The following is a 23,227-nucleotide window of genomic DNA, read 5'->3' as shown; positions in this document are numbered from 1 at the left end:
GCTTGCACCTGGTGTCCGGAGAAAACCGGCCGTGAGCTACTACGCGCTGGTACGCGTGAGGTATTCGCTCGCAGCCGATTCCACGCGGGTGGCCGCCTCGGCACGTTCGACCCAGGCGAGCCAGGGACCCGCGCCCAGCCGCGGTTCCCGGTAGCCGTCGCTGGTGCGGACGATGCGGGTCCCGGGTTGGTCGAGCCAGCGGGCGATCACGCCGGTCTCCTCGGGTGGTGCGCCGCGCAGCGGCGGGTGGTCGGGATCGTGCAGATCATCCGTGTCGGTGGGGATGCGCGGCTCCGGTGACGGGTTTGCTGTGATCGTGGTCGGGCGGACCGTCTCGGCGGCGGCGACCAGGCTCTCGACCACCGGCATCGGCGGGATTCCGCGCGCGGCGGTTCCGGCGGCGGCGAGGCGGCCGTAGCGGATCACCGCGAACTCCCATCCGCCGCTGCCGTCGGGGCGGGCCGCGATCAGCTCGGCGATCCGGGCGAGGGCGGCCAGGCGCTGAGTGCGCCGCAGCGCCCGCACCACGACGCAGGTGCGATCACGCAGCCGCGCGGCGGCCTCGAAATGCTCTGCGGCGACGTACTCGTCGATGCGGGCGGCGATCGCGCGCAAGGGTGCGTCGTCGCGTCCGGTGAACAGATCCCGCACCGCCCGCGGCGCGGCCGCGTACTGTGCGGCCGGCACCCGTTCGCCGAAGATCGCGGCCGGGCACCCGCCCACGGCCGCGGGCGGACAGTCGACGCCGTGCACCCCGCCGCGGGGGATGCGGGTCGTGCAGGTCCGCAGTCCGCTGTATTCCGCGAGGGTTGCCGCGACCTCGGTGGCGTCGGTGCGGGAATGGAAGGGCCCCAGAGCATCTGCGGTGGGGGTGCGACTGACCGCGAATCGAGGGAAGGGCTCGTCGGTCATCGTCAGCCACCAGGCCCGCTTGGGGAATTTCGAGCGCCGGTTGTAGGGCGGGGTGTGCGCCACCAGCAGGCGTAGCTCGCGCACTCCCGCTTCCAGTCCGTGCGCGCAGCGGACGTGATCGACGCGGGTGGCGAGCATGACCATTTCCCGCATGCGGGTGCGGGTTTCGGAGCCGGTGAAGTAATTGCGCACGCGCCGGCGCAGATTCACCGCCGTCCCTATATAGAGGACCTCCTCCGAGGGTCCCCGGAACAGGTACACCCCCGGTGCGGCGGGCAGATCGGCGGCGAGGATGCGCTTGGAGCGCTGGCGGCGCGTGACCTCGGGCAGATAGTCCATCAATTCGGGCAGGGTCTGGACCCCGAGATTGCCCACCCGTTCGAACAGCGCGTGCAGGACGTCGACGGTGGCGCGCGCGTCGTCCAGGGCGCGGTGGGTGGGCCGGGTGGAGGCGCCGAGGAGCTGAGCCAGCGCCGAGAGCCGCACCGTCGGCGCCTCGTCCCGATCGAGAATGCGCCGCGCCAGCTGAACCGTGCACAGCACCTGGAAGGCCGGCCATGCGGTCTCGCAGCGCTGGGCCGCCGCCTTCAGGAAGGACATGTCGAAGCGCGCGTTGTGGGCGACGAGCACGGCGCCCGACGCGAATTCGAGAAATCCGGGGAGCACGGCCTCGATCCGCGGGGCCTCCAGGACCATCGCGGTGGTGATGCCGGTGACCTGCACGATCTGCGGCGGAATCGCGCAGCCGGGATCGACCAGCGTCGCGAATTCGCCGAGTACTTCGCCGCCGCGCACCTTCACCGCACCTATTTCGGTGATGGCGTCCCCGTCGGGCCGGGTCCCGGTGGTCTCGAGGTCCACCACGACGAAGGTGACGTCTCGCAGTGCGATCTCGGGCTCGTCACCGCCGTGACCGGGAAGTTCGAGGGCCAGCTGGGCCGGTCGCGGGACGGGGGAGGGCACGGCGAGCAGCGTAGGCGCAGGGTCCGACAGGATCGTTCCGGATGTCGGCGGGCAGCTGGGCCGGCGCGAGATTTGCGCTCTGCGAGGTTCGGATTGCACGAGCATGCCGAAAAGTGATCAGGGTCACGGTAATTCGATATAGCTATGAAATAGCGGCGAACGGGCGAGGTCCGCGACGGCGACGGCGAAGCCGGGCTTGACTGTGCGGTGCCGGTCCTCAAACGTGCGGACTGTTCGGTTGGTTTCTGGTCGACATGCTCTCGGTTACTTGCGGTTTCCCGATCGGAGCGCCTGTCGGCTCCGGTGGTGGCTCGCCTGATCTCGGGGCGGGACACACCTGGGTAAATGCATCCGGCGATGGCCATCGTTATCGTTTCGTGATCGCTGTGAGCTATCTCGCATGCCGTCGAGCGGGAGCACATACCCGAACCCGACTCGACGCGTCCGGGCTTTACAACGCACCGTTATGTCCTCGTAATCTTTTCGAGACCTCACGGAGTCCGACGCACCACCGGGTGCGGCGTCGTGGGGCAGATGAGGAGTACCGCATCATGGCGATCAAGCGACAGGTTCAGGGGCTGCCTCGTACCGCCCGCCGGGCCGTTGCGGCCGGAGCCGTTGGCGCAGCAACCCTCAGCGCTCTGCTGCTCCCGGCGACCACCGCCGCGGCCGCGCCGGTCACCGTACCGGGCGTCGGCACCTTCGATGTTCCCGATCAGGTTCTCGGCGCCGTTCCGCCGGGCGCCGTCCCGCCGGGCATTCAGATCCCCGGGATCGCTCCCGCGCCGTTCGCGCCGCAGCAGACCGTCGGTCAGCGCGCGGCCGATGCCGCCCTGTCCAAGGTCGGCGCCCCCTACTCGTACGGCGCCGCCGGCCCGAACGCCTTCGACTGCTCGGGCCTGGTGAAGTGGTCCTACGAGCAGGCCGGTCGCGAACTGCCGCGTACGAGCTACGAACAGCTCGAGGAGGGCGCCCCCGTCTCGCTGGACGCGCTGCAGCCCGGTGACGTGGTGTCCTTCTACGGCGGCAGCCACTCCGCGCTCTATGTCGGCGACGGCAACGTGGTGCACGCCTCGACCGCCGGTGAGCCGGTGAAGGTCGCCCCGATCTCCTCGATGCCTGTCGCGGGCGCTCGCCGCTACTGATTCGACCCGCCCGGATCGGCGCATTCCGCACAGTTCGGACCGCCGATCCGGGCATTCGGGCTATACGGCGTGATCGTTTCGTGCCCTGCTGGACATGGACGGTCGCCGTTCCGTAACCTTATCGAGACCTTCGTGGTTTCCAGCTCGGGACGAGAGAACGGGGCACGGCAGGCCGTGACAGCGCACAAGGGCAACGCGCAACGCAACAACAGAACCAGACGCCTGGTCGGCGGCTCACTGGCAGTGGGCGCGCTCGTGTTCGGAGCGTCTTCCGGTGGGCTGGCGACGGCCGATCCGGCGCCGGCGGAACAACCGGCTACCGCCGGTGACGCGGTGCAGCGGCTCATCGAGTTGTCGCATCAGTCCGAGCAGCTCAACCAGCAGGCGCTGGCCGCGCAGGGCGATCTGGAAGCCAAACAGGGCGTGGCCCGCGACGCCGATGCCAAACTCGCGACCGCGACCCAGGCCCTCGATGCCGCCAAGGCCGAGGTGCGCAAATATCAACCGGCCGTGGACCGGACCGCGATCGCCGCCTATCAGGGCGCCCGGACCAACCGGCTGTTCTCGGTGCTGGTCTCCGATTCCCCGCAGCAGTTGCTCGACCAGATGTCGACGCTGGACGTGCTGTCCACGCAGACCGCCGATCAGCTGACGCAGTTCTCCAAGGCCACCGATTCGGCCACCGCCGCCGAAACCGCCGCCAAATCCGCCTCCGACGCCGCGCAGGCCGCCGCGCAGAAGGCCGACCAGGTGCGCGCGGACCTCGAACACAAGCGCGCCGATCTGCAGGGCGCGATGGCTCAGGTCATCCAGGCCTGGGGTGCGCTCTCAGCCGGGGAGAAATCCACCCTCGCCGGATCGCTGTTCCCGCCCGGCTTCGATCGCGACACCCTGCTGCGCGGCCTGGTCCCGGGCAGCGGTACCAGCGCGCTGGCCGCGGGATTGACCCGCGTCGGCGACCCGTACGTCTGGGGTGCGACCGGCCCCGATCAGTTCGACTGCTCCGGCCTGGTGCAGTGGGCTTTCCATCACGTGGGTATCGATCTGCCGCGCACCAGCCAGGCGCAGGCCACCGTCGGCACGCCGGTGTCCCGGGACTCGTTGCAGCCCGGCGACGTGGTGTTCTTCTATTCGGACGCCTCGCACGTCGGCATCTACGCCGGAAATGGCATGATCCTGCACGCCTCCACTTTCGGTGTGCCGGTCGCGGTGGCGCCGATGGGCAACACCCCCTTCCATTCCGCGCGCCGATACTGGATCGGAATGCCGTAAACACTGCGAGAATCTGGCGGCGAGTCATCACACCGACGTGAGGATCGTGTCGTATGAGCGGATTGTTGCGGGTCCGGACATGGCTGGCGCATCGTGGGCGCTTCGAATTCGTCGCTACCCTCGCCGTGGTGGTGGCGCTGACCGCGGCCGGCGGCGCCTTATTGCTGCTGCCGAAGACGGGCCTGCACACCGTGCCCGCTGCGGAAACCGATTCCGCGCCCTCGCACGCCGATCCGCAGCTGCCCGAGTTGCGGCGCATCATGAGTTCGTACGGACCCGTTGTCGCGCAACACGTTTCGGGTGACGACGGCAAGTTGTCGGTGGTGCTGGGCCATCCGTACCAGCGCGGCGACGTCGACCAGCTCGCCCGCGAGGCCGGCCCGGCGGTCACGGCGGTCTCCCAGGTGTGGGGTACCGACTGGGCCCACGAAGCCGTGGTGGCCGTCGCGTCGAGCAGTTCCGAATTCGCGGCGCTGACCCACGCCACCGGCCCGGTGTCCGACCAGGTCGCGGCGGCCTCGGTGTCGGATCCCTTCGTACCCGGCACCCAGCCCACCGGTCAGCGGATCGTCTTCTCGCCCGATGCCGGGCGCCGGCTCGGCCCGGACGGTCTGCGCGAAACCCTGCGCCACGAACTCACCCACGTCGCCGCCCGGGCCGGGACCGTCGACGGCTCCCCGCAGTGGGTGCTGGAAGGGTTCGCCGAGTACTGCGGCCACCGCGGAAATCAGCAGCGTTTCGCGCAACTCGCGCCGACCGTCACCACCCGCGCCCGCTCCGGTGACCTGCCCTCGGACCTGCCGTCCGATACCGCGTTCACGCCCAGCCCCGGCGCCGATGCCGCCCTGGCCTACGAACAGGCATGGTCGGCCAACGCGTTCGTCGCCGACCGATTCGGAGAGCCGAAACTCGTGGCGCTCTACCACCGGCTCGCCACCGGCCCGCAGGACCAGGCCGCGCTGGATCGCGGCCTGCGGGAGACACTCGGCCTGGGCCGAACCGAATTCGTCTCCGCCTGGCGCGACTGGATCAAGGCCCGCGTGGCCGCCTAGGAGCCCGGTCGCGCGGCCACACCCGTTGCGCCGGACGTGGCGGCCACACCCATAGACTCGCCCCCATGGGCCGCACGCTGTTGATCACCAACGACTTTCCGCCCCGGCCGGGCGGCATCCAGTCGTATGTTCATTCGCTCGCGCTGCGGATGCCGCCGGAGGACCTCGTGGTCTACGCGCCCCGCTGGCGCGGCGACTCCCATCTGCGGTTCGATGCCCAGCAGCCGTTCCGGGTGGTGCGCCACCCGACCACCCTGATGCTGCCGACCCCGCTGGTGCTGCGCCGCGCCGCCGCGCTGCTGCGTGACGAACGATGCGACACCGTCTGGTTCGGTGCGGCCGCGCCACTGGCCCTGATGTCCCCGGCGCTGCGCCGCTTCGGCGCGGATCGGATCCTCGCCAGCACCCACGGCCACGAGGTGGGCTGGTCCATGCTGCCGGGCGCCCGGCAGGTACTGCGGGTGATCGGTGACCACACCGATGTCGTCACCTACGTCAGCAAATACACGCGCCGCCGCTTCGCCGCGGCCTTCGGCGCCCAGGCTGCCCTGGAATATCTGCCGCCGGGTGTGGACAGCACCGTCTTCCATCCCGATCCCGCCGCGCGGGCGGAACTGCGCGCCCGGTACGGCCTGGGCGAGCGGCCCACGGTGCTGTGCCTGTCGCGGCTGGTCCCGCGCAAGGGCCAGGACATGCTGATTCTGGCGATGCGCGAGATCCGCCGCCGCATCGACGGCGCGGTGCTGGTCATCGCGGGCGGTGGTCCGTACGAGGAGAAGTTGCGCGCGCTGGTGCGCTCGCTGGACCTGGAGTCGGACGTGGTGTTCACCGGTCGCGTCCCCGCCGCCGAACTGGCCGCCCACCACACCCTCGCCGACGTCTTCGCGATGCCCTCGCGCACCCGCGGCGCCGGGCTCGACGTGGAAGGCCTCGGCATCGTCTATCTGGAGGCATCGGCCACCGGCGTTCCCGTGGTCGCCGGAAACTCCGGCGGCGCACCGGAAACCGTTCTCGAGGGTCGCACCGGCACGGTGGTCGACGGGCGCGACGAACGAGCCGTGGCCGCCGCCGTCGTCGACATCCTGTCCGATCGCGACGCCGCGGCCCGGATGGGTGCCGCCGGTCGCGAATGGGTCGCCGACCAGTGGCGCTGGGACGTTCTGGGCGGCCGGTTGCGCGGTCTGCTCGATCCCGGCGCGCATTCCGGTGTCCTGGGATCCGACGGCTCCGTCCGGTGAGCCGGCCGGCGCCCCGACCGCGCGTGACGGCAGGTCGCGCGGGCTCGGCACTGCGTTACCGCCTCCGGGCTCCGACCCAGTAGGCTCGGGCCTCATGAGCGAGCGCAGCAGCGAGCCACAGCGGTGAGCAGCATCCAGGTGGCCGACCAGACCTTCGTCGCCGCGCCCGGCGCCGCGGTCGCCGAGGTCCTGGCCGATCGGTCGCGATGGCACCGCTGGTGGCCCGACCTCACCCTCGAGGTGCGAGAAGACCGGGGTGACAAGGGAATTCGCTGGTCGGTCAGCGGGCCGCTGACCGGCACCATGGAGGTCTGGCTGGAACCGTCGCTGGACGGGGTGATCCTGCACTACTTCCTGCACGCCGAACCGCCGGGCGCGGCCGCACTCTCGCCCCGAACCCTGATGGCGGCCAACCGTTCCCGGCGGGTAGCCGGCAAGAAGATGTCGTTCGAGGTGAAATCGCGGCTGGAGGCCGGCCGTCCGGCCGGTGTGGCGCCGTCACGCTAGGTCGAAAGGAAACGCTGTCAGTCATGGCCGACCGGACCCAGAGGTCGATCACCATCGATGCCCCCTCGGATCGGGTGATGGCCGTCATCGCCGATCTACCGTCGTATCCGGAATGGGTATCGGCGGCACGATCGGTGGACGTACTGGAGACCTTTCCCGACGGACGGGCCCGCACGGCGAAATTCGTGCTGGACGCCGGCGTCGTCAAGGACACCTACGTGCTGTCCTACACCTGGCGGGCCGACGGCCGGGCGGTGAGCTGGAAACTGGTCAGCGGCGAACTGCAGAAGGCGCAGGACGGTACCTACGAGCTCATCGAGCAGCCCGACGGCACCACCCAGGTGGTGTACGAGCTGACCGTGGACCTCACCATCCCGATGATCGGGATGTTCAAACGCAAGGCCGAGAAGGTGATCACCGATACGGCCCTCAAAGAACTCAAGAAACGGGTCGAAGGCTGACCCGGCCTCCGCAGCGCGGTCGTGGTGCCGTCACGACCCGTCTCGAACTGTTCATCGGCAAGGGCGGAGTCGGTAAGACCACGCTCGCCTGCGCGGCGGCCATCGCCGCGGTGCAGGCCGGACAGCGCGTGCTGGTCGCCTCGGTCGACCAGGCTCATTCGCTCGGCGACGCACTGGGTTTCCGCTTCGCCCACGATCCCGGCACGGTTGCCGGGGTGGTGACCGTCGCCCCCGGATTCGACGTCATCGAGATCGATTCGCTTGCGCTGCTGGAGGATCGATTCCGCGACGTCGCGCGGATGCTCTCCGGCGCCGGCCACGACCACGGCATCGACCTCGCCGCGCTCGATCCGGCCGAACTCACCGGACTGCCGGGCGTGCAGGAACTACTGGCTTTGACCGAGATCGCCCAGTTCGCGGGTGAGGACGACTGGGATCTGATCATCGTGGACTGCCCGCCCTCGGCGGATATGTTGCGCATCGTCACCGCACCCGACACCCTGCTCGGCTACCTCGAGCGAATCTGGCCCACCCATGCCCGGGTGCTGAGCGCGACCGGTACGGATATGCGGCGCGCGGTGCTGGCGGCGACGGTGGAGCGGATCGCGGCCGCGGTCACGGCGATTCGGGATCTGCTCGCCGATTCGCACCGCACCGGGGCGCGGCTGATCACCGGCGCCGAACGGGTCGCGCTGGCCGAATCCGCGCGGGTGCGTTCGGCGGCGGCGCTTCTGGGTATACGTCTGGACGCGGTGGTGGTGAACAAAGTGCTGCCACCGGTGCCGTCGGCCGACGATGGCGCGCACCCCGCGGTGCAGTGGTACCTGCAGCGGCGCGCGGAACAGCTCGACGTGATCGCGGACCTGCGCCGCCGGATGCCCGACGTGCCCGTGGTGATCGCCCATCACAGCGGCCCGGAACCGGTCGGACCGCGGGCGTTGTCGGCGCTGGCACAGGCATTGCCCGTTCGTGGCAACCCGCCGACTGCCGAGCCGGACCCTATGCTGGGCGACACGACGCCGGAGCCGGGTACCGCGGCAGGGGAGCCGGAGGTGCGGTGGGAGTCGGGCACCGGGCTGGATTCGGTATTCACGCTGCGGATGCGCCTGCCGGTGGTCGACCCGGGCACGCTGCGACTCGGACGAGTGGAGGACGATGTGATCGTGGGAGCGGACGGGGTCCGGCGGCGGCTACGACTGGCGCCGGTATTGCGGCGGTGCACGGTCGACAGCGCCGAACTCGACGGTGAGCAGCTCATCGTGCGTTTCCGGCCCGACCCGGGGGTCTGGCCGCAATGACCCACGCCCACGAGGACAGTTTCGGCGAATTCGCCCAGGAACTGCGTGCCCTCGCCGAAACCCTGCTCGAACGAGTCGAACCCGCCCTGCGCCGCGCGGCCGCCGACGGCCGCGAATGGGACAGCTGCAGCTGGTGTCCCGTCTGCGCGACCGCGGCGCTGGTTCGCGGCGAACACCATGAGGTGGTCGCCGCGGTCGCCGACCACGGCACCGCGATCGTGACCGTGCTGCGCGAGGCGCTGGCCGGAGTGCCGGTCGAACCGCTGCTCCCGGACGACCTTCCGGACGCCGACGACGAATCCGGCGAATACGATTCCGCGGCAACGGAAGTCGGCGCCGATCCGAGTTCGGAGCGAACGGAGCACGACGGGTGGATCGCGGGCGGGGCGGCCGGCGATGTGTCGGCCGGCGGTGCCGAGGTGCGCGGCAGTGGTCCCGGAGCCGACCGTCGCGCGAAGGGTGTCCGGCGGGATGCGGACGCGCCCGGACACGATCGCGGCGGCGCTACGGAGAAGGCCCCGGGAGCGAAGCCGGCGGCCGACGATCAGGGGAGCAAGGCGCGCCGAGGTGGCCGGCGCGCGGCCGAACGTGCTGGGCGGGGGCGGGATTCGGTCGAGCGACCCGGATACGTTCCCATCCCGGTGCGGATCAAGAAATGACCAGCAGGGTCGGAAGAGAGGCTCCGCTCACCGTCGGCATCGATGTCGGCGGGACGAATATCCGGGCGTCGGTCGTCGACGGTGACGGGGAGGTTCTCGACACCGTCCAGGCGCCGACGCCGCATTCGGCGCACGCACTCGAGGACGGCCTCGACCGCGCGGTCCGGGAACTGTGCGCGCGCCACGACATCGGGGCGGTCGGGCTGGCGGTCGCCGGATTCGTCGACGAATCCCGCTCCTCGGTGCGTTTCGCGCCGCATCTGCCGTGGGAGGACACCGCGGTCGCCGACCGGCTCGGACGCCGGCTCGGGTTGCCGGTGATCCTCGAACACGATGCCAATGCGGCGATGTGGGCCGAATACCGGTTCGGCGCGGCCGCGGGCGCGCACAACGGCGTACTGGTCGCCATCGGCACCGGCATCGGCGCGGCGCTGCTGGTGGAGGGGCGGCTGTATCGCGGAAGTTACGGTGTCGCACCGGAATTGGGCCATCTGCAGGTGGTGCCGCACGGCCGGATCTGCCCGTGCGGCAAACGCGGCTGCTGGGAGCGCTACTGCAGCGGTACCGCCCTGGTCGACACCGCGATCGAAATGCTGGCTACCGATCCGATGCCCTCGACGATCCTGGCACGCGAGGTGGTCGGCGATCCGGGATCGCTGACCGGGCGCCGGGTCGCGGGCGCGGCCCACGACGGTGATCCGGTGGCGTTGCACGTGATGGCCGATTTCGCCCGCTGGCTCGGGCTGGGACTGGCCTTCGTCAGCGACATCTTCGATCCCGACCTGATCGTCATCGCGGGTGGCGTCAGCTCCTCGGCGCCGCTGTTCCTCGACGACGCGCGCGAGCATTACGCCGCCGCCATCACCGGCGGCCGTCATCGCCCGCTGGCCCGCATCCGCACCACACAACTGGGTGAGGCGGCGGGGATGATCGGCGCGGCCGAACTCGCGCGCACGGCGCTCGAGACCGGGGCGGCCGAAGGGCGTTCGCGGACAACCGGCAGCGGTGTCGATTCGGCGGCCGTGAGCCGACCTCGCTCCGCCGCGGGCCGGGAATAGTCTTCGTCCTCCCCGCCGATGCCGCGCGACGGGAAACGGATCGGCTTTCTCGCCCCGGGGCGTCGACCGGGCGGCCGGGTCGCACTAGGTAGGGAGCAAACGATCCGGGGCGTCATACATCCCGCCGATTCGCTCGACGCCCGGTCGGTTTTCGCGCATGTAAGCACCTCATGTGTACCCGATTTCACCGATGTGATTGCGGGCATGTGAAATACCTCGTGTGGGGTTGGTCGCAGCAGGTCGGCGACGGTAGAGTCGGTGCCGACGGAGGTGCCTGCGACGAGGCCGGTCCCGTTCGACAATCTCAGGGGAAAGGACGCAATGTTCTACTGGCTGCTCAAATTCGTGCTGGTCGGGCCCTTCATGCACATCTACAACCGGCCGAAGGTCGAGGGCGTAGAGAATATTCCCGCCGACGGAGCAGTCATCCTCGCCGGCAATCATCTGTCGTTCACCGACTGGTTGTTCACCCCGTTGCTGAGCCCGCGTCGCATCACCTATCTGGCCAAGGCCGAATACTTCACCACGCCCGGACTCAAGGGCCGGCTGCAGAAGTTCTTCTTCTCCGGCACCGGCCAGTATCCGATCGACCGCAGCGGCGCCAGCGCCGCCGAGGATGCGCTCAACACCGCTCGCAAACTGCTGAGCGAGGGTCGCATGGTGGGCCTGTACCCGGAAGGCACCCGCTCGCCCGACGGCCGCCTGTACAAGGGCAAGACCGGTGTGGCACGCCTCGCCCTGGAGACCGGTGTGCCGGTGATCCCGGTGGCGCTGATCGGGACCGACGAGGTGTGCCCTCCCGGCCCGTTCCGGTGGCGCCGCCGCCGCGTCACCGTGAAATTCGGTGCGCCGATCGACTTCTCCCGCTACGAGGGAATGGGTGGTAACCGCTTCGTCGAGCGGGCCGTCACCGACGAGATCATGTACGAGCTGATGCGGATGTCGGGTCAGGAATACGTCGACGTCTACGCCGCCAGCCTGAAGAAGGGCGTGCCCTCCGGCAGCCGCCCCGAGGCCGAACGGATCCCGGAGACCCTGGCGAGCTGACTATCGCCGTTACGTTCTCGGCCCCCGGACAACCGTCCGGGGGCCGAGTCGTATCGGCACGAGAATCTGCCGCACGAGCGTTGTCGCGGCCGCTGAAAGCGTTGCACCGCAGCGCGGCGCCCGCCGCCTACCGCCGATCGATACCGGTGATCGCGCCGCTGCGCCGGAACGCCTCGATGGCCTCGTACTTGGCGAGATTGTGCCGGGCGTCGGCCAGCGCGTCGTGCGCATCGGCCGGCACCGGCGGCAATTCCGGCCGGCCGTGGTGATCCCAGTGCTGGCGCAGCTCGTTGGTGTAGCGCGGCAGTGCCGTCGGCAGATCCACCATCGACCCCCACAACTGGCAGAACGCCACATGGTCGTAGGCCCCCACCCACGCCCACAATTCCGGACGCACGGTCGGTCGCGGCACCAGGAATTGATAGAGGTCGTCGCGAATGCGCTGCCGGCTGCGCCACAGCGGCGAGGAGGGGGAGGGAAGTTTCGGCAACACATTGCGCCGTACCCACTGCCCGGCTCGCTCGGGGTCGAATTCCGTTGACACCGCGTAATATTCCCGACCGTCCTCGCAGACCACGCCGATCGAAATCAGATCGATCGTCACCCCGTCCTCGATGAATTCGCAGTCATAAAAATATTTCACGCGGTCGTGCCCTTTCCGATTCGGCGTACACCGGCGCTCGCGGTGATATCTCGGCCGAACCGCCCGACCCGGCCCCGGCTCGAGGTTACGGCCCCGCCCGCGCCGACGTAATCATCGCCCCCTACCCTCCGGGTTACCCCGGGATTGCGGAAGGTCCGTATTCTGATCTGGTGAACTGGACCGTCGACGTACCGATCGATCGCTTGCCGGAACTGCCACCGCTGCCTGCCGAGCTCCGTCGGCGACTCGACGCCGCACTCGCCCGCCCCGCCCTGCAGCAGCCGTCGTGGGATCCCGAGCAGGCCGCCACCATGCGCACCGTCCTCGAGAGTGTGCCGCCGCTGTGCGTGCCCGCCGAGGTCGAGGAGTTGCGCCTGCGACTGGCCGAGGTGGCCCGCGGCGAAGCCTTCCTGATGCAGGGTGGCGACTGCGCGGAGACCTTCGCCGACAACACCGAGCCGCATATCCGCGGCAACATCCGCACCCTGCTGCAGATGGCGGTGGTGCTGACCTACGGCGCGAGCCTGCCGGTGGTGAAGGTGGCCCGGATCGCGGGCCAGTACGCCAAACCCCGCTCGGCCGACGTCGACGCACTCGGCCTCAAGTCCTATCGCGGCGACATGGTCAACGCGCTGGTCGCCGACGCGGCCCAGCGCGAGCACGACCCCTCCCGGCTGGTGCGCGCGTACGCCAATGCCAGCGCGGCGATGAACCTGGTGCGCGCGCTGACCGGCGCCGGGATGGCCGATCTGCACAAGGTGCACGACTGGAACCGCGATTTCGTCGCGCAGTCGCCGGCCGGTGCCCGCTACGAGCAGATGGCCTCCGAGATCGACCGCGGCCTGGCGTTCATGAACGCCTGCCGGGTGCAGGATCCCAGCCTGCAGTCGGCGAAGATCTACTGCAGCCACGAAGCGCTGGTCCTCGATTACGAGCGGGCGATGCTGCGGCTGTCCCACAATGCCGCCGGCGATCCGGTGCTCTACGACCTGTCCGCGCATTTCCTGTGGATCGGTGAGCGCACCCGGCAGCTCGACGGTGCCCATATCGCCTTCGCCGAACTTCTGGCCAACCCGATCGGCATCAAGATCGGCCCGACCACCACGCCGGATCAGGCGGTGGAATATGTCGAGCGGCTCGATCCCACCAACGAGCCGGGCCGGCTCACCCTGGTCGCGCGGATGAGCAACACCAAGGTCCGCGACGTGCTGCCGCCGATCATCGAGAAGGTGCAGGCCACCGGACATCAGGTGATCTGGCAGTGCGATCCCATGCACGGCAACACCCACGAATCCTCCACCGGCTACAAGACCCGCCACTTCGACCGCATCGTCGACGAGGTGCAGGGCTTCTTCGAGGTGCACCACGCGCTGGGCACCCATCCGGGCGGCCTGCATATCGAGCTCACCGGCGAGAACGTCACCGAATGCCTCGGCGGCGCCCAGGACATCTCGGATCTGGACCTGGAGGACCGCTACGAGACGGCCTGCGACCCGCGCCTCAATACCCAGCAGTCCTTGGAATTGGCATTCCTGGTCGCCGAGATGCTGCGGTGACGGATCGGCCGTAGTGGACGTCGTATTTCGCAATGACGAGGGCCCCTCGCGCGGTGACGGCCGCCCGCGCGGGGAAGGTCCGGCCAGCGCGCAGAGCGCGCTCAGGATCGGCAACGCCGATCGCACCATCCTGCGGTTGCTGCGCGATCGCGACCGCGACGGGATTCCGTCGGAGGTCGTGCTGCGCGACGGCAGTCGCCTGCTGATCTTCAACATCTGCTGGGGCTACGAGATCTCCTGGGAGTTCGACGTGTCCCACGGCTACGCGCCTGCCGCTGCCGCCGCACAGATCACCACCAACATCAGCCCGAGTATCGGCGGGGTGCCGGTGGAGGTATTCACCACCGCGGCGGTGGTGGCGATCAACGATCCGGAGACCGGTGATCCGTTGCTGGCGGTCGGCTGACACCGTCTGCCGGGAAATCACGCGATCGTGACATGATCCGCAAAAGTTAGCTGTCCAGTTGCTGAACGCTCGAACCTGCACTAGGTTTCCAGGCGTGACACTGCAGCGGCAACGGGCTGTGCGGGAAATGTGCTGAGAGGATCGCTATGCAGAGCGCATCGGTAGCCAGGGGATTGCAAGCTGCGAGCAGGCCGATCGCCGCCCTCGCCGAACATGTGCTCGAGATCGACGGTGTCCCGGTGACGATCGTGATCGAACGCCCGGAGGTCGACCGCGCCGGAATCGCGTGGCGCTGCCGGGTGCGGGTGGTGCGCGGCAACGGCCGACTCGAACATTCCCAGGTGGTGGGCGCCAGTGCCAGCGCGGTGCTGCAGCAGGCGCTCGACCTGGCCAGTCGGCGGCTGGGCATCAGCGAGGCCGAACTGCTCGGCGGCGCGGATGTGGGTGGCGTGCTCGGCTGAGCTCGGATCAGAACGGCAGGACGGTGAGGGTGACCGTGGATCCGGGCGCCACATTCGAACCGCCGAACGGCGACTGCACGCGGACCGTGCCGCGGTCGCCGCTGAACACCTGGTTCAGCACGACCTTGAGGCCCATCCCCTCGAGTTCGGAGCGGGCCACGGCGGCGTTCTTGCCGGTGACATCGGGAACCTGGATGGCGTCGGAGACGATCAGCGTCACCGTGGCGCCGGAGAGCACCTGGGTGCCGGCGGCCGGATCGGTGCCCGCGACCTGACCCGACTTGATCCTCGCGTCGAAGTCGGTGCGGGTGTCACCGACGGAGAGTCCGGCGTTCTGCAGCGCCGCCTTCGCCTCCTCGACGGTCTTGCCGCGCACATCGGGCAGCTTCACCGGCTGCGAACCCTTACTGCGGTAGACCTTCACCTGCGCGCCGGTCGGCAGAACCGTGCCGGGGGCCGGATCCAGTTGCGCCACCGACCCTTTCGGGGCGGTGCTGGGTTTCTCGCCACCGTCGACGGGGGTGAGCCCGGCATCGCGGATGAGCTGGTTCACCGCCTTCGTGTCCTGGCCGGGCTGAAACTGCGGCACGTGCGGCTGTCCGCTGGACACCAGGACGGCGACCGTCGACCCCTTCAGCACCTTGGCCCCGGCGGAGGGATCGGTGCCGACCACCCCGCCGACCGGAATGATGTCGGAGGCCTTGTCGCGCACGGTCGTCCCGAATCCGGCGTCCTTCAGCTTCGCGGTCGCCTGTTCCGTGGTCATCCCGGCGATCGCCGGCACCGATGAATAACGGCCGACGCCCAGCCACCAGCCGCCGATGCCCAGCAGCAGCGCGAGCACCACCACCACGGCCGCCCAGATCAGCACCCGGCGCCGGGATCTGCCGCGATCGGGTACGAATTCCGGCCGATGCGGCGGGGCCGGTGGCTGGTGCGGACGCTCCGGTTCGGGCTCGGGCATCGGATGGGCCGCGGTCATGACCCGGGTGCGGGACGGTTCGGACGCGAGCCGGGTCGTCGCCTCGGTGACCGGCTGCGGGGTGTGGGCCGGTCCGGGGGCCGCGGCCGGGGTCTGCACGACGCGGTATCGCGCGGACAGGTGTTCGGCCGATTCCCGGGGGGCCGGTACCCGGTAGTCGGGCAGATGCAGCACGGTGGCGATGCGATTCAGTTCGGCGGCCATCTCGGTGGCATCGGCGAAGCGATGCGCGGGTTCGCGGGCGGTGGCGTGCGCGACCAGATCGTCGAATTCCGGCGGCACGCCCTCGATGAACCGGCTCGGGCTCGGCACGTCCTTCTCGACCCGCTGATACGCGATCGACAGCGAGGTGTCGCCGGTGAACGGCGCACGGCCGGTGAGCATTTCGAAGATCAGGATGCCGAAGGAGTACACGTCGCTGCGGGCGTCGGCGTTCCCGGCGGTGACCTGTTCCGGCGACAGGTACGCCGCGGTGCCGAGGATGACGCTGGCCGAGGTCATATTCGAGCCCGCCACCGCCCGCACCAGGCCGAAGTCGGCGATCTTCACCTCACCGGCATCGGAGATGAGCACGTTCTCCGGTTTGACGTCGCGGTGCACGAGTCCCGCGGCATGCGCGACCCCGATCGCGCGCAGCACCGGCTCGGCGACCGCGCGCACCGCGTGCGGCGGCATCGGGCCGCGTTCGCGCAGCAGTTCGCGCAGGGTGCCGCCCTCGACGAGCTCCATGATGAGGAACGGATACTCCCCGTCGATGCCCTGGTCGTAGACCGCCACGAGCGAGGGGTGCTTCAGCTTGGCCACCGAGCGGGCTTCGAATTCGAAGCGGGTCAGGAACTGCGGGTCGCCGGCGAACTTCGGGTCCATCACCTTGATCGCCACGGGCCGGTCCAGCCGGGTGTCGACTCCCCGGAACACCATCGACATCCCACCGCGCGCGATCGGCGCGTCGATGCGGTAGCGCCCGTCCAGCATCTGGCCGATCAACTGCTGTCCTCCGAATTTCACCTAGCGGTTGCCGCCCCCGTGACGGCACCCCCGATCGTATAGGCGTGCGCCGTCCCGGTCGCTGATGACGTGCTAACGCCCCCGTCGAAACCGGGCGTACGCCGTATCCGGATGCCGACGGACTACCGTTGTGCGGGTGAGTGCATTTCCTTGCAGCGACGATGTCGTTCCCGAATCGGTAACCCTGCTCCCGTTGCCGGATGTGGCCGAAAACCTCGGCATCGCGGTGACCAGAGTGCATCAGATGCTGCGCGATCATCAATTGATCGCGATCCGCCGCGGCGGTATCGCCGGTATCCCGAAAGATTTCTTCGATTCCTCGGGCGCGGTCGCCAAGCCCCTGACCGGCCTCATCACGGTGATGCGGGATGCGAAATATACGAACGAGGAAATCCTCGAGTGGATCTACGCCGAGGACGACACCCTGCCCGGCCGCCCGATCGACGCCATCCACGGGCCGCTCGCCCGCGAGGTCGTCCGCCGGGCCGCGGCCGAACCGTTCTGAGGCGAGCGCTCGGCCTCGGCTCGGGAGCGCGGCCGCTCGGCGCCGCGACCGCCGCGTGAGATAGTCGGCGGTGTTTGTGGCCGCCGGGTTCGGGGGGTACGAACTGACCACCCTCGTCGGATCGTCGACGGTCGGGCGGTGGAAACCGTCCGTTCAGGCGTCCGCCGCGCAGTGGCGGTCGGCGTCGGGCAGTCCGACCGCGGTGACGCCGGTGGCGGCCCTGGTCGCGGCCTGCAGGCCGTCGCAGGTGTGCCGCGCGGTGGTCGCCGCGGACGGGTCGAGGGCGATGGCGGGGCAGAGGTCCGTCGGTGACGGTGAGTTCGGTGTCAGGCGCGGGGCGCGTTCGGACGTGCCGTGCGGAACGCGCGGGGGACCGCGGTGTGAGAAGCGCGGGGGAGCGGGGCGCGCAGCGGCGAGGCCGGATTCGCCGGGCGGCGCAATCCGGAACCCAATTCGGTGACCACGACCCGGAGCCGCCGTGCGGTGGGAACCGTTGCGCGGCGGTCGAATACGGCGTAGTCGTGGCGCTCGATCTCGTCGAGGATTCCGCCGTACAACACGGCCGCGGTGCGAATGGCGGGGCGTACCCGCGGCCGGAGCAGATCGATGCCCGGCGCGGCGGTGCGATAGACCGCGCGGTTGGTCGCGATCAGATGTGCCAGGGCGCGGCGGACCCGCGGATCGGTCCGGCCGGTACGCCGGCAGTGAGCGAGCAGATCGGCGTCGACGCCGAAGGCCGCGAGTTCGTCGCCCGGCAGGTAGATGCGCCCGCGATCGAGATCTTCGCCGACATCCCGCAGAAAGTTGGTGAGCTGGAACGCCTCACCCAGCGCGGCGGCCGCCGGTTCGGCCTCGGCCACCGGCACCACCGTGCCGAGGATCGGGAGCAGTTGCAGCCCGATCGCCGCGGCCGAACCGCGCATGTACTCCCGCAATTCGCCCATATCCGCATACCGATTCCGGAACAGCGGGCTACCCGGCACATCCATCCGCATGGCATCGAGGAACACCCGGAAGTGTTCGGGCGCAATGCGATACCGGGCGACGGTGTCGACGAGGGCGGCGAGTACCGGGGCGTCGATCGCCACGCTTTCCGCGTGCGGGGTCTCGGCCTCCGTTGTGCCGGCAGCGGTCCACCGCATCTCGGCGAGGAGCCCCGCATCCGTCAGTGCGGTACGGAGTTGCGTGTCGATTCGGTCCAGGCGCAATGCCGCCGTGAGGTCGGCGTTTCCGGAATCGGGCGCGGCCTGACTGCTCGTGCGACCGGAGGCGAGATCCCGTGCCGCCCCGGAGCGCTGGGCGCCCAGCGCACCGAAATCGGCCGCGTCGCATGTGCTTTCGGCGCAATCCACGACGTCGTCGACGGTACGTGCGAACGCGTAGAGCGCGTGCACCGCGGACCGCTGCGGTGGTGACAGTAACCGGGTGGCCAGGAAATAGGTGCGGCCGTGTTCCGCCGCGATGGCTCTGCAGTGCCGGTATGCGGCCGCCAGTTCGGCGTCGGCGCCGCGGCCGGTCATTGCTTGGGTCTGCCCGAATCGGCGCGCAGCCGCAGCGGATCCACCTTGCGCAGCGACAGCGCCGCCACCACGGCGACGAAGGTGGCCGCCGCGACGTGCCAGACGTTGTAGAGGCCGATCGAGCCGCCCGGCTGGAACACCAGCATCAACCAGGTGCACAACCCCACCAGGATCATCAGGGTGGTGGTCGACATGGCGAATCCGGCGGCCAGCGCCAGCGGCCAGGAGTAGTACCAGGGCAGCGCCGCGGGCGACAGGATCACGATCGCGACGAAGGCGATGAGAATGCCCATCACCGCATCGCGTTCGGAGCTCTTGTAGCGCCACCAGGTCCACACCAGGATGGCGACCAGTGCGAGCGCGCAGAGTCCGCGCGTCCACACCAGCACCTCGCCGAGATTCAGCGGCGTTACCCAGGTGACCATGTGCGCCATGATCGTCGGCAGCGAGAGCCAGTTGATGATCTTCTTCGACCCCGACAGCGCGGTCAGCCAGCCGATACCGACACCCGCGGCCGCGGAGGCGGCCACGAAGACCACCGCGAACACCGACACGCCGAGGCCCGCGATCTTGACGAAGGTCCGAATCGGGTGCGGCAGCGGCCCCTTGTTCTCCGCGGCTCGCCGCTCCCGTTCGTGAATCATCCAGATCCACACCAGGAACGGCAGCGCCACCCCGGCCGTCGCCTTGATCGCGACACCGATCGCGACCACCACGATGCCGGCCGCGTGGTGGCGCTCCAGCACCAGGGCGATGCCGGCCGCCATCAGGCCGACCATGAGCATCTCGTTGTGCACGCCGCCGATGAGATGGATCAGCACCAGCGGGTTGAGCACCGCCAGCCACAGCGCCACCGTCGGCTTACCGCCGAGGTGTTTGGTCATATGGGGGACGGCCCACATCATCAGGGCCAGTCCCGGCAGCATGACCAGTCGCATCGCGATGGTGCCGGCCACCACGTTGTCACCGGTGATGCTGGTGATGGCCTGCCCCATGAGCAGGAAGATCGGGCCGTAGGGTGCGGTGGTGGTGGTCCAGACCGGGCTCACATTGTCCAGCAGCACACCGGGATTCACCACCGGCCCGACCTTGTACGGGTCGAAACCGTCGCGCAACAGGGCGCCCTGCGCCAGATACGAGTACACGTCCTGGCTGAACATGGGCACCGCGAACAGCAGCGGCAAAATCCAGATGCCGACGATCACCCGCAGTTCGTTCAGCGTCACGGTGCTGCCGGGGCCGCGACGGGCGCCGGTGCCGATGGTGATGCGTCCCAACCGGACCCACGCGATGATCATCGACAGCACACCCAGCCACACCACGATGGTGGCCAGCGCGTAGCCGTGCCCGAATCGCAGCCAGGACAGGTGGGCCGCTTCCAGCAGGGGATCGCTGCGGCGCACCGCGCCGGCGCCCAAGCCGCCGAAGGTGATCAGAACCGCGCCCCAGAAGCCGAGCAGGGCGGCGTGGCCCTCGGGGCTGCGGAAGAAGTCGCCGGCCCAGCGCACCCACCAGCGCACGGTGTGCACGGCCGGCTCGGGGACCGGCACGGTGGTCACCGGCACCGTGGTAACGGTGCTGGTCATCGGCGCTGTCGCGGGGGCCGTGTCCATATCGGGGGTCGGCATGGTTCGTCTTCCCCCCGGGAATGTCGGTGCGGTGCGGAACCGCGGGAGTGGTCAGTTCGCGGGCCAGTTTAATGGGTTGTCGGCAACCCTAGCGCGCCGGTCGGCGCCGTGGCGCCGTGGCGTGCCGGAAGGGGCCGGTAATGCGTTCGGCGGCCAGTTTTCCCGACAGCAGCGCGGTCGGCACGCCGACCCCCGGCGTGGTCCCGCATCCGGCCAGCACCACGTTGGCCGGGGTGCGAGCGAGATTGCGGGTGCGGAACGGTCCGGTCTGGCGGAACAGGTGCGCGGCCGAGAACGGAGTTCCGGCGATCATTCCCTGCTCGTACCACGTCTGTGGCGTGTCGAGGTGATCGACGGTGAAATGTCCGGCGATACCCCGGTATCCGCGCTGCTCCAGTACGGCCAGCAGTTCTCGCAGGTACGCCGGCCCCAGACGCGGCCAATCCAGGGGCGCGGCATCGAGATTCGGGCACGGTGCCAGCACCGACAGCGGTTCGCAGCGGCCGGTGGGCCGTTCGACGAACTGGCCGGGATCGCTGAGCGCGGGCCGGGTGATCAGCAGCGACGGATCGCTCATCAGTCGCCCGCGGCCGCGCCGGGCGGCGATTTCGGCGAACGTCTCCTCCCAGGCCCGGCCGAAATCGATGGTGTGGTGGGCCTGTAGCGGCCACCGCGCCGCCACCTCGGCCGGGATGGTGCCGTGCGCGACCACCGCGGAAGGGGCCGCTCGCAGCGGGCGGTGCCGGCGAATGCCGAAGCGGCTCAGCGAGCCGAGGTCGGCGGTCAGGACCACCGCATCGCAGTCGAAGTCGCGCCCGCCGGCGGTGCGGACCCGCCGGGCGCGCCCGGCCTGGTAATCGATACCGCTGACCTCGCAGTTCAGTTCCAGTTGCCCACCGGCGCCGGTGAACGCGGCCGCCAGCGTCGCGGTGATCGCCCGCATGCCGCCGACCGGGTAGTAGACGCCCAGCGAGGTGTCCATATGCGGAATCGCGCCGTAGACGGCCAATGCCTGTGCGGGTGCGGTCCCGGCGTAGAGAGCCTGAAAGGTGAACAGCCGCGCCAGCTTCGGATCGCCCAGGATGCGCTCGACCCGCGGGCCGAGCCGGCCGAACGCGCCCAGCCGCACCAGTTCCCACAGCGCCGCGCGCTTCTCGGGTATGCGGACCATATCGAGCGGGGAATCGAAATTGGTGTCCATGAACTGGTCGTAGGCGCCGGCGTAGATCCGGGCCAGCCAGTCGCGCAGGTTCCGATAGCGTTGTGCTTGTGCGGCTCCGCATGCGCGGCGCACCTCGGCCGCCATTCGCTCCGGATCCGAATACACCCCGACCACGCTGTCGTCGGCGAAATGCGCCTGATAGGCGGGATCGAGGCGGTGGATCCGCAGTCCGTGGGCCGCGGCGTCGGTGCCGACCGCGGCCAGCGCCTCGTCGATCAGCCGGGGCAGGGTGAGAACCGTTGCGCCGGAATCGATCTCGTAGTCCGGCCCGCGATAGAGGCCGACTCGCCCACCCGGATGATCGGCGCGTTCGAGCAGGGTCACCCGGCGCCCGGCTCCGGTCAGATACAGCGCCGCCGCCAGCCCGGACAGGCCGGCGCCCACGACGACGATCCGATCGCACCGTCCGGCAACGGTTTTCACGAGACCCGCCTGGTCGCGGCGAGCGCCATCGCGCGCAGCCGTTCGCCGGCCTCGGGGGTGACCGAGCTGGCCGCCAGCGCGCCGAGGCCGCGGTCGGTCAGTTCGGTGATGCGGCGCTCCACATCGTCGACGGCGCCGAGCCCGGTGATGAGGTCGCGCAACCGGGTGACCTGATCGGGAGCGAGGTCGGTGCCCAGCGACGAGCGCAACAGCCGCGCCGCGGCGGGATCGGTGGCGTCGGCGCGGCGCAGCGCCTCGGCGACCAGGACCGTGCGCTTACCCTCGCGCAGGTCGTCCCCCGACGGTTTGCCGGTGACGGCCGGATCGCCGAAGACGCCGAGCAGGTCGTCGCGCAACTGGAACGCGATGCCGATATCGGTGCCGAACTCCCGGTAGGCGGCGATCAGGTCCGGATCGGCCCCGGCCAGCGCGGCGCCCAGATGCAGCGGCCGCTCCACGGTGTAGGCGGCGGTCTTGTACCGGTTGATCCGCAGCGCGGCGGCCACCGAATCGTCGGCGCCGGCCTCACCGTGCACGTCGAGCAGCTGGCCGCCCATCACCTCGGTGCGCATCGCCGCCCACACCGGTGCGAACCGCGCCCGGGCCGCGGCGTCCAGACCGGCGGCGGCGATCATGTCATCGGCCCACGTCAACGCGAGATCGCCGATCAGGATCGCCACGCTCACTCCGAAATGCGCCGAATCGCCGCCCCAGCCGTGGTCGCGGTGGCGATCTTCGAAGTCCACGTGCACGGTCGGGAAGCCGCGCCGGGTGCGTGAGGAGTCGATGATGTCGTCGTGGATCAGCGCGCACGCCTGCACCAGTTCCAGGGCCGCGCACGCGGTGAGCACCGATTCGGCCTGGTCACCGGATGGATCGCCGCCCGCGCCGAGCCATCCGGTCCAGGCGAACGACGGCCGGGTCCGCTTGCCGCCGCGCAACACGAAATCCTCGAGGGCGGCCGTCGCGGAGATGACGACCGGTCCCAGTTCGGCGACCAGTTCGCGGCGGTCGGCGAAGAATCCGGTCAGCGCCTGTTCGACCGCGCGCACCAGCGCCGCGGAGTCGTTCGGCGCCGGACGTGCCGGGCTGGCCGGACCAACGGACAACGCAACCTCCAGGTAGTTCGTCGTATCGGCGAGCCGATACCGGGTACGCCGGGGCGGCTCCGGCGTGCCGAGGATGTGGCCGGCGAGACCCTGCGTCTGCACCGGCGACGGCTGCGGCGGTCCCGCCGATTCCCTCCGGCCGGCCATCGCGA

General features: G+C 69.8%; 21 protein-coding genes. 14 read left to right on the top strand and 7 right to left on the bottom strand.

Annotation, left to right across the window (positions count from 1 at the left end):
• Positions 1–39: 39 nt before the first annotated feature.
• Positions 40–1,875, bottom strand: coding sequence for a DEDD exonuclease domain-containing protein (locus NE2_RS28150; RefSeq protein WP_195050367.1), 1,836 nt, complete (start codon positions 1,873–1,875; stop codon positions 40–42).
• Positions 1,876–2,426: 551 nt separating this feature from the next.
• Between NE2_RS28150 and NE2_RS28145 the strand changes: the two genes are divergently transcribed.
• From NE2_RS28145 to NE2_RS28100, 10 genes are all read left to right on the top strand, one after another.
• Entirely contained in the window at positions 2,427–3,020 is a 594-nt protein-coding gene (locus NE2_RS28145) for a C40 family peptidase (RefSeq protein WP_030514751.1), read from the top strand.
• Positions 3,021–3,194: 174 nt separating this feature from the next.
• On the top strand, positions 3,195–4,292 hold the full coding sequence (locus tag NE2_RS28140) for an NlpC/P60 family protein (RefSeq protein ID WP_030514750.1): 1,098 nt from the start codon (positions 3,195–3,197) through the stop codon (positions 4,290–4,292).
• Between the two features lie 53 nt (positions 4,293–4,345).
• The gene (locus tag NE2_RS28135) at positions 4,346–5,344 is read left to right on the top strand and encodes a hypothetical protein (protein WP_063030942.1); all 999 of its coding nucleotides are present in this window, start codon (positions 4,346–4,348) and stop codon (positions 5,342–5,344) included.
• A 65-nt stretch (positions 5,345–5,409) separates the two neighbouring features.
• Positions 5,410–6,582, top strand: a complete 1,173-nt coding sequence (locus NE2_RS28130) for a glycosyltransferase family 4 protein (RefSeq protein ID WP_063030940.1) — start codon at positions 5,410–5,412, stop codon at positions 6,580–6,582.
• A 123-nt stretch (positions 6,583–6,705) separates the two neighbouring features.
• Complete coding sequence (locus NE2_RS28125; RefSeq protein ID WP_063030938.1) at positions 6,706–7,089, top strand: polyketide cyclase / dehydrase and lipid transport; 384 nt, start codon at positions 6,706–6,708, stop codon at positions 7,087–7,089.
• A 23-nt stretch (positions 7,090–7,112) separates the two neighbouring features.
• Positions 7,113–7,550 carry an SRPBCC family protein gene (locus NE2_RS28120; protein WP_063030936.1) on the top strand — a complete coding sequence of 146 codons (438 nt, stop codon included), beginning with the start codon at positions 7,113–7,115 and terminating at the stop codon, positions 7,548–7,550.
• 47 nt (positions 7,551–7,597) lie between these two features.
• Entirely contained in the window at positions 7,598–8,848 is a 1,251-nt protein-coding gene (locus tag NE2_RS28115) for an ArsA family ATPase (protein ID WP_063909507.1), read from the top strand.
• Positions 8,845–9,507, top strand: coding sequence for a hypothetical protein (locus NE2_RS37315; RefSeq protein WP_228818023.1), 663 nt, complete (start codon positions 8,845–8,847; stop codon positions 9,505–9,507). Before NE2_RS28115 ends, NE2_RS37315 begins: the two co-directional genes overlap by 4 nt.
• Positions 9,504–10,565 (top strand): ROK family protein, encoded by a 1,062-nt coding sequence (locus NE2_RS28105; RefSeq protein WP_063030934.1) that lies wholly within the window; start codon positions 9,504–9,506, stop codon positions 10,563–10,565. The genes NE2_RS37315 and NE2_RS28105 overlap by 4 nt, the downstream gene beginning before the upstream one ends.
• Positions 10,566–10,886: 321 nt before the next feature.
• Entirely contained in the window at positions 10,887–11,612 is a 726-nt protein-coding gene (locus NE2_RS28100) for a lysophospholipid acyltransferase family protein (RefSeq protein WP_030514742.1), read from the top strand.
• Between the two features lie 127 nt (positions 11,613–11,739).
• Here NE2_RS28100 and NE2_RS28095 read toward each other — a convergent pair whose 3' ends face one another.
• Entirely contained in the window at positions 11,740–12,255 is a 516-nt protein-coding gene (locus NE2_RS28095) for a polyadenylate-specific 3'-exoribonuclease AS (RefSeq protein WP_030514741.1), read from the bottom strand.
• 170 nt (positions 12,256–12,425) lie between these two features.
• Here NE2_RS28095 and NE2_RS28090 point away from each other — a divergent pair, with 170 nt between their 5' ends.
• The 3 genes from NE2_RS28090 to NE2_RS28080 all read left to right on the top strand — a co-directional run bounded on the left by NE2_RS28090 (position 12,426) and on the right by NE2_RS28080 (position 14,678).
• Complete coding sequence (locus tag NE2_RS28090; RefSeq protein WP_030514740.1) at positions 12,426–13,811, top strand: class II 3-deoxy-7-phosphoheptulonate synthase; 1,386 nt, start codon at positions 12,426–12,428, stop codon at positions 13,809–13,811.
• Positions 13,812–13,824: 13 nt separating this feature from the next.
• Positions 13,825–14,217: a hypothetical protein gene (locus tag NE2_RS28085; protein ID WP_030514739.1), complete on the top strand. Its 393-nt coding sequence runs from the start codon at positions 13,825–13,827 to the stop codon at positions 14,215–14,217.
• Positions 14,218–14,363: 146 nt separating this feature from the next.
• On the top strand, positions 14,364–14,678 hold the full coding sequence (locus NE2_RS28080) for a hypothetical protein (protein WP_146165249.1): 315 nt from the start codon (positions 14,364–14,366) through the stop codon (positions 14,676–14,678).
• A gap of 7 nt (positions 14,679–14,685) precedes the next feature.
• On the opposite strand, the gene pknB is transcribed toward NE2_RS28080, so the two are convergent.
• Positions 14,686–16,668 carry a Stk1 family PASTA domain-containing Ser/Thr kinase gene (gene pknB / locus NE2_RS28075; protein WP_106958527.1) on the bottom strand — a complete coding sequence of 661 codons (1,983 nt, stop codon included), beginning with the start codon at positions 16,666–16,668 and terminating at the stop codon, positions 14,686–14,688.
• Between the two features lie 136 nt (positions 16,669–16,804).
• On the opposite strand from pknB, the gene NE2_RS28070 reads away from it, so the two are divergent.
• Positions 16,805–17,173 (top strand): Rv2175c family DNA-binding protein, encoded by a 369-nt coding sequence (locus NE2_RS28070; RefSeq protein ID WP_063030983.1) that lies wholly within the window; start codon positions 16,805–16,807, stop codon positions 17,171–17,173.
• 326 nt (positions 17,174–17,499) lie between these two features.
• On the opposite strand, the gene NE2_RS35265 is transcribed toward NE2_RS28070, so the two are convergent.
• From NE2_RS35265 to NE2_RS28050, 4 genes are all read right to left on the bottom strand, one after another.
• A complete protein-coding gene (locus tag NE2_RS35265; protein WP_084494385.1) occupies positions 17,500–18,693 on the bottom strand; it encodes a phytoene/squalene synthase family protein in 1,194 nt (397 codons plus the stop codon).
• A complete protein-coding gene (locus tag NE2_RS28060) occupies positions 18,690–20,279 on the bottom strand; it encodes an alpha-(1->6)-mannopyranosyltransferase A (RefSeq protein ID WP_084494388.1) in 1,590 nt (529 codons plus the stop codon). Before NE2_RS28060 ends, NE2_RS35265 begins: the two co-directional genes overlap by 4 nt.
• A 130-nt stretch (positions 20,280–20,409) precedes the next feature.
• Entirely contained in the window at positions 20,410–21,966 is a 1,557-nt protein-coding gene (gene crtI / locus NE2_RS28055) for a phytoene desaturase family protein (RefSeq protein ID WP_063030930.1), read from the bottom strand.
• Positions 21,963–23,087: a polyprenyl synthetase family protein gene (locus tag NE2_RS28050; RefSeq protein WP_063030979.1), complete on the bottom strand. Its 1,125-nt coding sequence runs from the start codon at positions 23,085–23,087 to the stop codon at positions 21,963–21,965. Before NE2_RS28050 ends, crtI begins: the two co-directional genes overlap by 4 nt.
• Between the last annotated feature and the right edge of the window lie 140 nt (positions 23,088–23,227).

Source organism: Nocardia elegans NBRC 108235, from assembly GCF_001612845.1.
Taxonomy (GTDB): Bacteria; Actinomycetota; Actinomycetes; order Mycobacteriales; family Mycobacteriaceae; genus Nocardia; species Nocardia nova.
The sequence above is the reverse complement of the archived record's forward strand: the minus strand, read 5'-3'. Positions and strand labels throughout refer to the sequence as shown.